Annotated in this window: 8 protein-coding genes; 2 read left to right on the top strand and 6 right to left on the bottom strand. The window is 47.1% G+C overall.

The window, feature by feature from the left end; translation table 11 throughout:
* Window positions 1-108 precede the first annotated feature (108 nt).
* From RQM65_RS17785 to RQM65_RS17760, 6 genes are all read right to left on the bottom strand, one after another.
* Window positions 109-912, bottom strand: coding sequence for a 3-keto-disaccharide hydrolase (locus RQM65_RS17785; protein ID WP_314016932.1), 804 nt, complete (start codon window positions 910-912; stop codon window positions 109-111).
* 69 nt (window positions 913-981) lie between these two features.
* Window positions 982-2154, bottom strand: coding sequence for an FG-GAP repeat domain-containing protein (locus tag RQM65_RS17780; protein WP_314016930.1), 1173 nt, complete (start codon window positions 2152-2154; stop codon window positions 982-984).
* A gap of 10 nt (window positions 2155-2164) precedes the next feature.
* Complete coding sequence (locus RQM65_RS17775) at window positions 2165-4861, bottom strand: c-type cytochrome (RefSeq protein ID WP_314016929.1); 2697 nt, start codon at window positions 4859-4861, stop codon at window positions 2165-2167.
* 40 nt (window positions 4862-4901) lie between these two features.
* On the bottom strand, window positions 4902-6410 hold the full coding sequence (locus tag RQM65_RS17770; protein WP_314016928.1) for a RagB/SusD family nutrient uptake outer membrane protein: 1509 nt from the start codon (window positions 6408-6410) through the stop codon (window positions 4902-4904).
* A 59-nt stretch (window positions 6411-6469) separates the two neighbouring features.
* On the bottom strand, window positions 6470-9556 hold the full coding sequence (locus RQM65_RS17765; protein WP_314016927.1) for a SusC/RagA family TonB-linked outer membrane protein: 3087 nt from the start codon (window positions 9554-9556) through the stop codon (window positions 6470-6472).
* Between the two features lie 396 nt (window positions 9557-9952).
* Entirely contained in the window at window positions 9953-10999 is a 1047-nt protein-coding gene (locus tag RQM65_RS17760) for a GntR family transcriptional regulator (protein WP_314016925.1), read from the bottom strand.
* 146 nt (window positions 11000-11145) lie between these two features.
* Between RQM65_RS17760 and RQM65_RS17755 the strand changes: the two genes are divergently transcribed.
* Together RQM65_RS17755 and RQM65_RS17750 are read left to right on the top strand one after the other, a co-directional pair.
* Window positions 11146-13251 carry a bifunctional aldolase/short-chain dehydrogenase gene (locus tag RQM65_RS17755; protein ID WP_314016924.1) on the top strand — a complete coding sequence of 702 codons (2106 nt, stop codon included), beginning with the start codon at window positions 11146-11148 and terminating at the stop codon, window positions 13249-13251.
* A 37-nt stretch (window positions 13252-13288) separates the two neighbouring features.
* The gene (locus RQM65_RS17750) at window positions 13289-14569 is read left to right on the top strand and encodes a sugar isomerase (protein WP_314016923.1); all 1281 of its coding nucleotides are present in this window, start codon (window positions 13289-13291) and stop codon (window positions 14567-14569) included.
* The last annotated feature ends 7 nt before the right edge of the window (window positions 14570-14576 follow it).

Genomic DNA, 14576 nt, shown 5'->3' with positions numbered 1-14576 from the left:
AGTAAAAATTGCAATACTATTGTTGCGTGGAGCCTCATAACCTCCATATTGAGTTAGCTAGTTTTAAGGGGCGAAATTTTTCTATTCGTCCCTTTTTAATGCCGTTGCTCAAAGGTTTTTCAACCGAATGTTCCGGTACGCAACGGTCATGGGTGGGCCCACATGGACTTGTACCCCGAGATGGCCCTTCGATTCCCGGTTTACGGTATCTTCATCGGTCACATCGCTCATCAGCACGTCGTTTACATAATGTTGCATCCGATTGCCTTTGACGATGAGGTGTATTTTGTTCCAGTCCCCACTTTTAATCTTTGTTTTGAGGGAATCGGACTCCCCCAAGGATCCGACCACTTCCCTACTCTGCCAACAATTATTTTTTATATTGGCGCGCAAGGATTCCGCGGCATCGGGATTTTCCTGCGAATTAATGATGACCTTCTCGCCTCGATAGGCCAAGGTGGTGCGTTTCTTCTCCTCGTAGTTCTGTCCTGTGTAGGTGTTCTTGCCGTCGATATCGGCTTGATAGCCGCGCAGGGCATGGGGAATGGTATCGATTTTTTCGCTACGGTAGTTGATGCCGCTATTACCCGATTCGGCAATCCTGAACTCCAATTTCAGCTCAAAGTCCGCCGGTTGGCCACCCTGCCAGATGATAAAGGTGTTATTCTCGAGCAGGGTTTCCGGAGTGACCTCACCAATCAAATTGCCGTTCTTGACGCTCCAATAGGCGGGATCGCCTTCCCAACCTTCCAGGGTTTTGCCGTCGAAGATTTGTACGAAGCCATCCTCTTCCGCCTTATTCGCTTCGGTATGCTTTTCTGGATTTTTCGTTTTGTTCTCCTTACAGGATTGAAGGGAGAAAAGAAATAATGCTAATAGAATAAAAATCGGCGACTGAATGTTTGTGCTCATATTATTTTCTTTTGGTTATTTTCTTTACGGGTATAAACAACAAAATGTGGCGATGCCCTTCCTTACAATTCATTTAGCACCTCTATTGTAGTAGATTGTAAGTCCGTCTTTGCCGGCCACAATGATATCCTTTTTGCCGTCATTGTTCAGATCGGCCACGCTAAAATAGACCCCCGTTCCCTTTCCTTCTCCATAAGCACCGTAGTCGATGACCTGTTTGCTGAAATTCTCCCCGTTCCAGCGAAAGTAATACAGTCCTAAGTCGTCGCTTCCGCCGGAATCTTTGCCGTTGTGGGCTCGGTAGCGTTTGCCGGTAATCAGTTCAGGGGTGCCGTCGCCGTCCAAATCTTTCCATTCCATGGTATGATATTGGGAATTGAAAGGGTCGATAGCATGTTTTTGCCACTTTTTTTCGCTGGACTTCTCGCCAGGATGCTGTTCGTACCAATGTAGCCCGTAATCGTGCCCCATTCCCACAATTAGATCGTTATGTCCGTCTAGGTTGACATCTACCACCAGAACGGGGACGCTGGCCGTGCCCAATTCGAATTCGGGATGGAATCTCCAGGAATCTTCGAAGGGTTTAAAGGGGGCTTCCAGCCAGCCGGTGGGAATGACCAAATCATCCCTTCCATCGCCGTTAATATCGCCAAAGCCGATACCATGTCCGTGTTTGCCAAAAATAGATGTATGGGCAAATTTGCCCGTACCCTTTTCTTTGTTATCCAATAGCAACCGATAGATTCTTAATGAATCGTTGGGGGTATTCGGAACGATTTCTACAATACCGTCTCCATCGAGATCCCAAGAACGTGTGGATTCAATGTTGCCTACTTCGGCGATTAGATGTTCCTGCCATTCGGTTTCATCACCGGGGTTCTGCTTCCAGACCAATTGGCCGCCGAACCATCCGCCCGTAACAAAATCCGTACGGCCATCGCCGTTGACATCCAAGGGAATGGTGGAAAAATCGTCATAGTATTCGCCGTAGCGTTTGGCTGCGCCAATTGCGTGACGGGTCGAATATGCAGGTCCCTCGTACCAAAATCCGCCCGAAACGATATCAGGTACCTTATCGCTGTTTACGTCGAACACCCCTACTGTTTCATAGCTTTCGGATGCAATTTTCTTTTTCTCGAAGTGGATAGACCTTGTTTGAACAGCCTTGGGTTTTTTCTCCGACTGGCCGGTGGCATGACCAACCAGCGCGAAAAAGAACAGGATCAGGAGCTTGTTTTGCATCGACGATCCTTTAACGTGCCGACCGGGCCTGGCTGTTATCTTCCGAATAGATCGGGTTATCAGGATTGCCTCCCGCCTTCAAATAGGCCAACAAATCTCTGACCTCATTGGCATTCAACCGGTTGATCAGTCCGGGAGGCATGAGGGAGACGGTGGACATCTGTTGGTCGATCACCTCGCTTTTCGGGATTTTCCGGGTCAGCTCAGGGGCATACGGATTTTGTGAAATGATGTAGTTGCCGTCGTCCTCACTGATTAGCCTTCCTACCACTGTCTGTCCATTTTTGAGGGAGAACTCCGTCGAATTATACTGATCCGAAATCGTTTTATTGGGCTCTATAATGGCCTCCATCATATCCTCCGGTGTAAATCGGGTACCCAGCTGGGTAAGATCGGGCCCAATATTTTCACCTTCACCTCGCATGGCATGGCACGTTATACAGGTGGTCGCGGCGTATAAATTTTTACCTGACTCAAAATCCCCACCTTCAAGCCCTTCGGCCAAAAGATCGTCCACATCCTCCATTTGCCAATTTTTACCTGGACCTTCGGGTTGTACCGCATTTTGTACCAAATCCGTACCCGAGCTCCCGAGCAACGAATCACCGGATATGGTGTTGTAATACTCGAATTTGCTTTTAGGAACATGGGTCAAAGCAGACTGTCGGGCCTTATCGATAAAACCTATGTAGCTGCGACCGGCTTTGAAAGAAAAGGCTTTATAAAACCAGTTGAAATACTCTTCGCGGAGTTCGGGGGTCCACCCCGTATTGATGTCGTCCAGAACGATGCCGTAGTAAGTGTTTTGTGCGGGCGGCATGTTTTTGAGGGTCTGTGCGATGTCCATTCCATATTGCGGATTCCTCATGATCAGGTCCGAGGCATCGGTCGCGGTACCTTCCATGACCGAGGCGTTTTCCCCTTCTTCCGATTTCAGCAAAGCCAAGGTTTTATTTACAACCTTTGGGCTATTTAAATAGGCCAGGGTTTTGCTTAGGGATTGGTTCAAAACGTCGGTCTTTGCCGGGTAATGCGGATCCAAATAGCTCGCCACCTCGGTTTGTAAGGCTCCTCCAGGTTTGCCAAAGCGCGATAAGGTCAGCTCGATGGCGCGTAACAGATCTATCTGGTGTGCCGCGGACAAGCCTTCATATTCGACGTCGGTCAACGTGGTTAACATACGATCACGTAGGGATGCGTTGCCATGTCGGGCCAAAGCGATCATCCCTTGCACCATGGCTTCTGGATTTTTTTCGCTGAATACCCGTTCTTGCCATTCCTTTACCGGTTGATGCTCCAGTGCGATTCGGGCGGCATAGCGGACAAAACGGTCGCTATGATTTAAATTGGGCCAGGCAAAATCCACTGCACCCTCCGTCGGGCCTGTGTGATAGGTTTCCAATTTTTGGCGGAGGCTGTTTTCCTCGGTCTGTTCTGGTGCGGAAGTGGAAGCCAGTGAAGCTTCTTTTCCCTCTTCATCGTTATAATATACCCGATACAGGTCCGATTCCAAGCGACGGCCCCCTGTCATAAAATATAGGGCACCATCGGGACCGATAACGCCATCGGTCAGGGGAAGCGGTATTCCTGAAACAAATTCTTCCTTTTCACCGGAATAGGAAGCTCCCTCCGGCTTTAGTTCGATGGCATAGATGATTCCAAAACTCCAGTCGAAAGCAAAAAGACTACGCTTGTACTTTTCAGGAAATCGGGCATCTTTTCCGTACGAAACATTGGTCGGTGAGCCTTGTCCGATATTCAAGACCGGTGGTAGATTGTCGGGATAGGCAGGAGACCATTTTTGGTTGCCGGTCCGCCACCCGAACTCGGCACCGCTCGTTACATGACAAATACGCGTTGGCCGGTACCAGGGCATACCCAAGTCCCACTCCATATCCGAATCGAAAGTAAACATATCGCCCAGTTCGTTAAAGGCGATATCGAAGGCATTCCGAAAACCCGCTGCAACCAATGTCCAATCCTTGCCTTCGGGATCGATATGGGCCACCCACCCCCCTGGAGCGCCACGGTCGTTGGCATGGCCCCGGGGGTCTTTGATCAAGGGGAATAAATTGTCGTCTTTCCAAACTTTAGGCAATCGATAGCCGTCCATCTCAGGCAGGTCGGTATGGTTACCCGCGATGACATAGAGCGATTCTTGGTCCGGGGCCATGACGATGCTATGGGGACCGTGCTCCCCCGAGCCGTCAAGTTCCTTGAGTAGGCTAATCTTATCGTACTGGTCGTCATTGTCGGTGTCTTGCAACCGGTATAGGCCACTGGTTTTTTCGAATTCCTCGTTACCACGGTGGTTGACCATGACGTACAGGCTATTAAAGGCGTAGAGAAGGCCTTGTGCGTAGCCCATTTGAATAATCGAGTCCGCTACTTGTTCCCCGGTTTGGATCCTGAGTTTTTCGATTTTTGGGGACAGGTCTTCGGAACCGATTTCAGGTATTTCCAAACGATATAGCGCACCATACTGATCAGAGGTAATCAACCGGCCCTTATCGTCAAAGGTCATGGCCACCCAAGAGCCCTGCTCTTGCTCCCCGGGACTATATAGGTGCTCAGCCTCGAAACCCGGTTGCAGTTTGAGCTTGGCTAGCTTTGGGGGTAGGTTCTCGGCGGTTTCGGCGGTCTCTTTTTCTTCACAAGAAATCCCCAGTAGAAAGATTGCCAGCATGGCAAGCAGTGTTTTGTACATTTTTCGAATTTTGGTTAATTATTTTAGGATGTCAAAGTACTCAAAAATTCGGGTTTAAGGAAGATTCGGATGCTGGAAGTGCATAGAGCAAGCTGATATTGGTAAACGCGTTGCCTCGCGGCTCCGTTCCTTCGGGGTAATAGTAATCCAATGGGTTCGCTTTGATTCTATTACCGTAGGCAGTAATCACATCGATGGCGCGACCGGTACGCACCAGATCAAACCAGCGTTTGTTCTCAAAGGCCAACTCGACCCTTCGTTCGTTGAAAATAGCCTCTCCCAAATCTCCGGTGGCATCATCCAACCCTGCCCGATTGCGTACTTGATTAAGATATATTGCTGCTTCACCTGATTCACCCTGTTCTTCCAGAGCTTCAGCCAAGAACAGCAATACTTCTGAATACCGATAAACAGGCCAATTCATACCATGATTATTGTGCAAAGAATGCGGCTCGACATATTTTTTGATGATGGGGTATACCCCATCCTTCCAAAAACTTTGACTTATTGTGACATACTGTATGGAAGCATCCTCCCTGAGATCTCCCTCTTCATAAGCTGCAATGATATCAGGGGTTGGGATATTGTTGCCCTCCCCATTCAACGGTTGAGGATTTGAGGTTCCAGTAATACCACCAACTTCTTCTGCCGTAATATTTCGCGGCAAAAAATTATATAGAAAAGTCCCGTTCAATCCTTCAGGCCCCTCCTTGAACTGAATTTCGAAAACTGATTCCATATTATTCTTATTATCCGTAGTGCCTGAAAATGCGTCGGCATAATCGGGCATCAACATATATTCGTTACTGTCCACGATCGCCCTTAACTGTGTTTCCGCCTCAGCCCATTGTTGCCGTACGATATAAACATTGGCCAGCAAGGTCCTTGCAGCACCTGAGGTTACCCTACCCGCTTCCTGTTCCGATTTTGGGGGCAAAAGACCGATGGCCTCTTGGGAGTCCGAAATAATTTGGGTATAGAGTTCCTCTTCTGTCGACAAGGGCAAGGCTGCATCTTCTCGTGCCACTACAGGGGTCAAGTGAAGCGGTACACTCCCAAAATAACGCACCAATTCGAAATAGGCATATGCCCTTAGAAAGAGTGCCTGCCCTTTTAGGTTATTTTTTGCAGTGGCATCAAACTCCGCCTTATCGATAGTAGTCAGTATCTGATTGGCACGTGCGATGATTTCATAGTCCTGAACATATTGATTCGTCACATGGACATTAGCCGTAATTCCATTGTCGCTGGGAATGGAAAAATCCGCAATATCCTCCTGTTGTTCGGTAGCGCCGAAAGCAGGATTTCTAGCAAAGTAGGTATTGTCCGAATGCATTTCCGCAAGGTATGGCCCGGAGGGACCAGATCCAGCACCGTTAATAATTGACCTCAATGGTACATAAGCACCGTTGACGGCCTGTTCAAAATCGACTTCGGTCTGAAAAAAAGTAGGTTCGCTTAACGAGTCTTCCGGAAAGATTGTCAGTTCATCTTCGCAGCCGGATATTACGAGACCTAACAGTACGCACAGTATCGTTAATTTTTTCATTTTTATATTTTTAGATTGTAGATGTGAAAAATTTAATATGTTCTTCATTTCCGTTTGACCTAAAAGTTCAGATTTAAACCAATGCTGAATATACGTGGTACCGGATACCCCGAGTAATCAACCCCCGGGCTCAGATTTCCTCCGTCTCCGTCCCCGTCAGGTTCGTTGCTGATCTCTGGATTTGGACCACCCCAATATTTGGTAAAGATATAGGCGTTTTGAACCGATCCGTACAGGCGGGCAGATTCGAAAAAACTATCTAAATCGTTTACGGTATAACCTAGTGTCACGTTACGAATGGTAAAAAAGGAAGCGTCGGCCACAAAGCGGTCGTTGATCCAGTCCCGCTCGATACCCGTAACGTTGCCCCCACCCACGGTCGTACCAAAAAAGCCTCTGCCGGGATTTTCCGGAGATCGAAATCGGTATTTCACGCGATCTACCAAATTGAACACACCATCCAAGTTGGCCGTGCTATAAAGATGGCGTATCAATAATTGGTTGCCTTGGGAACCTGTACCGACTATAGAAAAGTCGAAATTTCCATATTTAATGGTATTGGTTATGCCATAAGTGAAATCAGGAAAGGGACTTCCGGTAATCGCACGGTCGTCATTATCACCACCATTGGTTATTATTCCATCTCCGTTGACATCGATTAATTTGATGCTCCCCACCGTAGATCTTCCCGGTACTTGAGGAGAACTGTCAAGGTCTTCTTGATTCAGGTATACCCCATCGGATAGATGTCCGTAAAATTGCCCGAAAGGTTCCCCTACCTTGGTAATGTGAAAAGCACCATACACCCGGTCTATTCCCTCTGCTAAGGCTACGACCTCGTTACGATTAAACGAAATGTTGGCATTGGTGGTCCATTGAAATTTTCCAGTGGTATTCACGGTATTGATTGCAAATTCATGACCCCAGAAATGGATTTCCCCGATATTATCGCTAAAATTGGTAAACCCAGATTCTTGGGGTACTTGCACATTGTACAATAAATTGGTCGTGTTTTTGGTATAATAGTCATAGATGAACGATATCCTATCGTTGAATAGGCTCACATCCAAGCCCACATCAAATTGCTTTGTAGTTTCCCAACCCAAGTTGGGGTTGGCCAACGAAGTTACTGCCGATCCGGGGGCTAGGTCATTTCCGAAAGCGGCATTGACCGTATTATCGATGAGGGCATATTGCGTGTAGTTACCAATATTGTTATTTCCGGTAACGCCGTAGCTGGCCCTAAGTTTTAAAAGTGATATGGCATCTGTATTTTCAAGAAATGCTTCATCGGATGCTATCCAACCCAAGGATACCGAAGGAAAGTTACCCCAACGGTTCTCCGAACCGAAGCGTGAAGAACCGTCCCTACGAATGGAGGCGGTAAGGAGGTATTTGCCTTTGTAGTTATAGGTAAGTCGCGAAAGGAAAGAAACCAAGCTCCATTCCTGTACGTTGTCAAAGGTACCGTTTCGATCAATATTGGCTGCACCTTGTATGGTGGGCAGTCGATCATCCGCAAAATTATTGGCAGCGACCCTGTTAAAATCACTACGGAATTTCTGAAAGGTAAACCCGCCCAAAAGCGAAAAACTATGGTCGTCAAAACTTTTGGTATAAGTAGCGATATTTTCGTTCAGCCAAGAAAAATCGGTTCTATCTTCCCAAAAGCCCTCAGAGGTGGTCGGTATAGGCCTGTCTATACGAAAGGTTGCCGTGGTGGGACTAAAAAACTGAAACTGTGAATTGTACAGCTCGGCATTTAAGCTTGATTTTATTATCAGTCCATCGACAGGTTCATATTCTATAAAGGCGTTGGTCAACAAGTTGACATCCTTGGTCTCGTTGACAATCTGTTTTGCGGAGGTTACCCAGTTGGCGTACGAAAAGATGTTGCCCGTATCTGCGGGAAGATTGTTGAAAGTGGTCAAGGTGCCATCGGGATTATATATTGGCATAACGGGCCAGGTGTGAAGGGCGTTGAAAAGTATTCCCGTGCCCCTATCGCCATCGGTCCTTGGTGTGTTGTCCTTGATATAGGAAGGTGCTACATTAAGACCAATGCGCACTTTGTCGGAAAATCGATAATCCAGATTGGCACGTAGGGAATAACGGCGATAATCCGAATTTATGACGACCCCGTCCTGTTTAAAAAACCCGGCTACCACAGAGGATCGAAGTTTTTCTTTGTTGGAAGTTATGGTCAGGTTATAGTTCTGTACGGGGGCCGTTCTTAAGAGAGCACCATACCAATCGTTCGATTTACCTTCGTACTGCCTGGGGTCTTGAAAAATATCGGGCACGGGATCGCCCGCATCTGTGTAGTACTCCTTTTTAAATTGCGCGAATTCGACGGCGTCCATCATATCGATCCTACCCCTCTCGGGTACTTGCTGGATCCCCGTCGAGGTATTGAAACTGACATTGGTTTCACCCGGCACTCCTTTTTTAGTGGTTATCAGCACAACCCCGTTAGCAGCCCTGGAACCGTACAAGGAAGTCGAGGCCGCATCCTTAAGGACGGAAATATCTTCAATTTCGTCCGGGTTGATGGCGCCGATACCCCCGGTGATAGGAAAGCCGTCAATAACATACAACGGGTCGCTACCCCCAGAAACGGATAACTGGCCACGTATTCGGACCGACATACCCTGCCCGGGTTTGCCGGTAGTCTGGTTGATCTGAACCCCCGCCAGCTTACCCTGCAGCTTCTGGGTGACTTGAGAAACCGGTATGTCCGCCAGTTCTGCGGCATCGATGGTCTGTACCGCACCTGTTACCTGTCTTTTTATCTGGGTACCGTAACCGACCAGGACCACTTCGTCCAAAGCCGTGGCATCTTCTGTCATGGCGATGTCGATTTGCGATTTTCCGTTTACGGGCACTTCTTGGGCGGCAAATCCTATATAGGTAAATACCAAAGTGGCATTTTCGCTCGACACCGTAATGCTGTATTCGCCCTCAAAATCTGTAACGACGCCATTTGAAGTTCCCTTTTCGACCACATTGACTCCTGGCAGACCTAGGGTATCATCGGCCGAGGTGACTTTGCCCGTTATGGTCTTTTCCTGTGCATGGGCAGGTATCCATAAGAGCAGTGAGAGCATAAAAGATAATGCCCTTAAATTCTTGTAGACTTTTTTCATGATTGTGTTCACTAGTTTGGGTTAGGAATCCTTTTTATTCGATACAGAAATTTATTCGATAGAATTCAAATATATTCGGGTGACATCAAATACGCATCCTGTACTGTCTGTTAAAAAAGAGGATTCTTAACCAATTCTTTAATTTAATCATTAGAATTCCCCGAGGCTCTGCCTCGGGTGTAGCATTTAGCCAATCAAATCATGGAGAAACAAGAGCCAAGACAAAAAGTCTAGTTTCTTGGTTCTTGAATCTTGACTCTGATACCCCGACGGCTCTGCGGGGTAATTCATTATTCATTTTCTGAGGTGGACTATAGCGTATTTTTAACTAGCTCGGAATTCTATCACCGGCAAGTGTTTAAATCACATGAAAAAAAGTAGTGGTGAGTGCTGGGTTTATAATGACTCTCTATCGATAAAATTAAATGGGTTCTTGATCTTCCCCTTGGTATTGTTTAAAAGCATTACAGCTGCTGTTTCTCCCATGATATCGAAATCCGTAGAAATACATGTAATGCCAAGAAGATCTTTTAAAGGGGTGTCATTATAGGAAATGACCCCGATATCGCCACCAAGGGAAAACTCCTTGTCGCGTATTTGATTCACCAGATTGACAAGGTCCGATTCTTCAATAGTGATAAATAAATCGCCCTTTTTAAGAATGATGTCGTCGTAGATTTCTTCAAGGATGTCAAATTCCAAAGAAAACTCCAGACAGAACTTACGAAATCCATGTAATATTCTTCTGGGATACGGATAGACCGAATTTTCTGGATAAACCAAAAACAAATTATCATACTTTCTAATTTGTGGAAGTCCTTCCTTCAGCGCTTCGTAAATATCGTTCGCGAAGTCTTGATAAATTTCGATAAATGGATTCTCAATGGCAATCCGGTTATTGTCCATGATTATCAATTTATTTTTGGGGATTCGGTTGACGGCTTTAACCGCCTCGTCTGTATAGCTTATATGTTTTAGGTCTTCGGTCTTGAAATGAGGCATGATAACGTAATAATCATAAGCGTTCCTGTTTTTTTCGAGCAGATTGATAAACAATGAGTTGTCGCAGTGGTAAATATGAAGGTCGGTATGTGAATTGGCGCCCATATTCTGGATAAAGCTGTTATAAACGCGCATCTTGTACGTGCTCAATTTATTGATTAGAAACAAAATGTTAATTTTTGATAACAACTTCGTACGGGCAATATAAAAACCCTTCCCCCTGATGGAAGTGATTATTTGCCCCTCCTTTAGAATAGTGTAAGCCTTTTCCACCGTATCCCTAGACAGGAGGTACTCTTCACTAAATCGGTTGATCGAAGGTATTTTTTGATCCATTTTCAAGTTTCCAACGGATATATTGTAGATAATGGAATCGACAATTTGCCTATATTTAGGTATCCTTGATTCGCCGTTGATTGCTACATACTTGAGAATTTCCATGGTTTTCATTTTAAGAATCGGGAAGGTAACGAACTCTTTCAAATTAATGAACCTCATGTTTTATTACTCCTACAGTATAGTACAGGATACAGACTTCATTTTTCAACCTTACTTTAGCGAAAAGAAAAAACAATTAAACCAGCATTATGGGCACTCCGGTCAAGAATTTCAAATACGTAGATTACCTCTGGGACGATAAAAAAGCCGCCGAGCTGGGCGACGATCAGGTGGCCCTTTTTCTGTACCGCTCCAATATTCTTGGGGCCGATTTGCGCATCACCAATTATGGCGGTGGTAATACGAGCTGCAAGACCATCGAAAAAGACCCTCTGACCGATAAGGAGGTCGAGGTGATGTGGATAAAAGGTTCCGGTGGGGATATAGGCACTTTGTCCCGGGAAGGTATTGCAGGACTATATGTGGATAGACTGCGGGACCTTAAAAAGGTATATGGAGGATTGGAGGATGAAGATCGGATGGTAGGATTGTTCGATCACTGTATCTACGATCTAGATAGCCGCGCGCCATCGATCGATACCCCGCTCCACGGATTGCTCCCATTCAAGCATATCGACCACCTACATCCGGATGCCCTGATCGCGGTCGCCGCTGCAAAGGATAGCGAAAAGGTAACTAAAGAAATCTGGGGCGACAGCATGGGATGGGTACCCTGGCAGCGCCCCGGATTTGACTTGGGACTGCAATTGGAAAAATGCCTCAACGACACCCCCGGTATCCGTGGTATCGTTCTTGGAAGTCACGGTCTGTTTACTTGGGGCGATACATCCTACGAGAGCTATATGAACAGTTTGGAGGTTATTGAAATGGCCTCAGAGTACATCGCCAAAAAAATCGAGGAAAATGGTTCCGTTTTTGGAGGTCAAAAAGTAGAGAGCTTGCCCAAGAAAGAGCGTTCGGAAAAAGCATCCCGGCTGATGCCGATGCTTAGGGGGCTCTGTTCCGCCGAAAACCGTATGATCGGCCATTTCAACGATAGCGATACAGTGCTGCAGTTTATCAACAGCAACGACCTGTCCCGCTTGGCCCCGATGGGCACTTCCTGTCCCGATCACTTTTTACGTACGAAAATCCAGCCTTTAGTACTCGACCTCGGCAAAGATGCGGACCTTTCGGACACCGATGCCGTATTGGAAAAACTGCGTCCCGCTTTTGAAAAATATAAGGAAGAATACGCAGAATACTACGAAAAACATAAACGGGCCAACAGTCCCGCTATACGCGATGCCAGTCCCGTAATCATCATCTATCCTGGGATCGGTATGTTCAGTTTTGCCAAGAACAAGCAGACCACACGGGTGGCGAACGAGTTTTACGTCAATGCTATTAACGTAATGCGGGGGGCCGAAGCGATTACGGAATACACCGCCCTTCCTAGGCAGGAAGCTTTTGATATCGAATATTGGCTGTTGGAAGAAGCGAAGCTACAACGCCAGCCCAAGGAAAAACCCCTGTCTCGCAAAGTGGCCCTAGTTACCGGTGCGGGAGGTGGAATCGGAAAGGCCATCGCCGATAAATTGGCTGAAGAAGGCGCGAACGTCGTGCTTACCGATATTGCCGAAGACCGCTTGCAGGAAGCCTTGGAGACTTACGGTAGCGATACGGCCAGCTATGCCATCTGCGATGTGACCAAAAAGGAATCGATTGCCGAAACTTACAAAAAAGCTTGCCTTGATTTCGGAGGCGTCGATATCGTAGTCCATAGTGCGGGACTCGCCATTTCAAAACCCCTTGAGGAAACTACCGAAAAGGATTGGGACCTATTGCAGAACGTGCTGGTTAAAGGGCAGTTCGAACTCGCCAAGCAGGCTGTTGCCATCATGCGCAAACAAAATTTGGGCGGGGATTTTATCAGCATTGCCAGCAAAAACGGACTCGTATCGGGCCCCAACAACGTCGGCTACGGCACCTCGAAGGCCGCACAGCAGCATATGGCCCGCCTGTTGGCCGCCGAACTGGCCGGGGATAAAATCCGAGTGAACACCGTCAATCCCGATGGGGTCATCGTTGGAAGCAAAATTTGGGAGGGCGATTGGGCCGAAGGAAGGGCCAAAGCCTACGGTATCTCCGTCGAGGAACTCCCCGCCCATTACGCTAAACGAAACCTATTGAACGAAATTATTTATCCCAAGGATATAGCGAACGCGGTTTTTGCCTTGGTCGGCATTCTAGATAAGAGTACCGGAAATACCATCAATGTAGATGGAGGAATGGCGAACGCGTTCGTACGGTAATAGATTTGACCTCCAAGATATAACAGATCGACTGAATATGAAGATAGACAAACAACACATAGAAGATACCAACCAAAAGTCACTCGACTCCCATAGGGCAAGCTTCGGTTATATCGCGAACCGATTGACCCAAAAAGGCATCGAGGTCGACGACGTAGTCCAAAAACTGGCCGATTTTCAAGTCGCCATTCCCAGTTGGGCCTTGGGTGCCGGCGGTACACGCTTTGGGCGTTTCGGTTTCCAGGGCGAGCCCAGAACCTTGAAAGAAAAAATCGATGATGTAGGTGCTATACATGCCCTGACCCAAACGGCAGGGGCCATTTCGTTACATATTCCATGGGACCTACCCGAGGATTATAAGGCCATCAAGCAATTGGCCGCATCCCACAGTATAGTTTTCGACGCGGTAAACTCCAACACCTTTCAAGACCCGAAAAATGCCGCGGTAAGCTATCGATACGGTTCCTTGAGCCATACTGATGAAGCGGTTCGGCAACACGCGGTGGAACATAACAAGAAGGTCATCGAGATCGGAAATGAGCTAGGTTCCAAAAGCCTGACCGTTTGGTTGGCGGACGGTGCCTCTTTTCCGGGTCAGACCAATTTCCAGACTGCCTTGAACCAAACCCAAAAAAGTTTACGGGAAATTTACATAACCCTTCCGGGAGATTGGAGATTGTTTATCGAGTATAAGCCCTACGAACCCAACTTCTACAGTACGGTCATTCAAGATTGGGGCACTTCTTTTATGTTGGCGAACGAATGTGGCGAAAAGGCCTTTACTTTAGTGGATCTCGGCCATCATTTGCCCAATACGAATATTGAACAAATTGTTTCGACCTTGATGTTGAAGGGCAAGTTGGGCGGATTCCATTTTAACGACAGCAAATACGGCGATGACGACCTGACGGTGGGCAGCATCAAGCCCTATGCGCTTTTCTTGATTTTCAACGCCTTGGTATATGGTATGGAAAACAATCCGCAAAACCCCTACCCTGCCTGGATGATCGATGCTAGCCATAATATCAAGGATCCCTTGGAAGATATCATACAATCGTTGGAGGCGATTCAGGAAGCTTACGCCAAAGCCTTGCTTGTCGATCAGAAACTGCTGAACGACGCACAGCAAGACCATGATGTGGCCATGTGTCAAGAAATCCTTCAGGAGGCCTACCGCACCGATGTACGGCCCTTGTTGGAAAAATCGCGGTTGCAGCACGGCGGGGCGTTGCATCCGATCAAAGCCTATCGTTCGCTGCAGGTAAGAAAAAGATTAATCGATGAGCGAGGTATGGATTCAGTCGCATCGGGTCTTTAACCGAATA

Source organism: Pricia mediterranea (assembly GCF_032248455.1).
In the GTDB taxonomy this organism is placed as follows: domain Bacteria; phylum Bacteroidota; class Bacteroidia; order Flavobacteriales; family Flavobacteriaceae; genus Pricia; species Pricia mediterranea.
This window is presented reverse-complemented; position numbering and strand designations above follow the sequence as displayed.

Coding starts and splice junctions, on each gene's coding strand:
- RQM65_RS17785 (WP_314016932.1), bottom strand. CDS start 912: ATGAGCACAAACATTCAGTCGCCGATTTTTATTCTATTAGCATTATTT.
- RQM65_RS17760 (WP_314016925.1), bottom strand. CDS start 10,999: ATGGAAATTCTCAAGTATGTAGCAATCAACGGCGAATCAAGGATACCT.
- RQM65_RS17775 (WP_314016929.1), bottom strand. CDS start 4,861: ATGTACAAAACACTGCTTGCCATGCTGGCAATCTTTCTACTGGGGATT.
- RQM65_RS17765 (WP_314016927.1), bottom strand. CDS start 9,556: ATGAAAAAAGTCTACAAGAATTTAAGGGCATTATCTTTTATGCTCTCA.
- RQM65_RS17750 (WP_314016923.1), top strand. CDS start 13,289: ATGAAGATAGACAAACAACACATAGAAGATACCAACCAAAAGTCACTC.
- RQM65_RS17755 (WP_314016924.1), top strand. CDS start 11,146: ATGGGCACTCCGGTCAAGAATTTCAAATACGTAGATTACCTCTGGGAC.
- RQM65_RS17770 (WP_314016928.1), bottom strand. CDS start 6,410: ATGAAAAAATTAACGATACTGTGCGTACTGTTAGGTCTCGTAATATCC.
- RQM65_RS17780 (WP_314016930.1), bottom strand. CDS start 2,154: ATGCAAAACAAGCTCCTGATCCTGTTCTTTTTCGCGCTGGTTGGTCAT.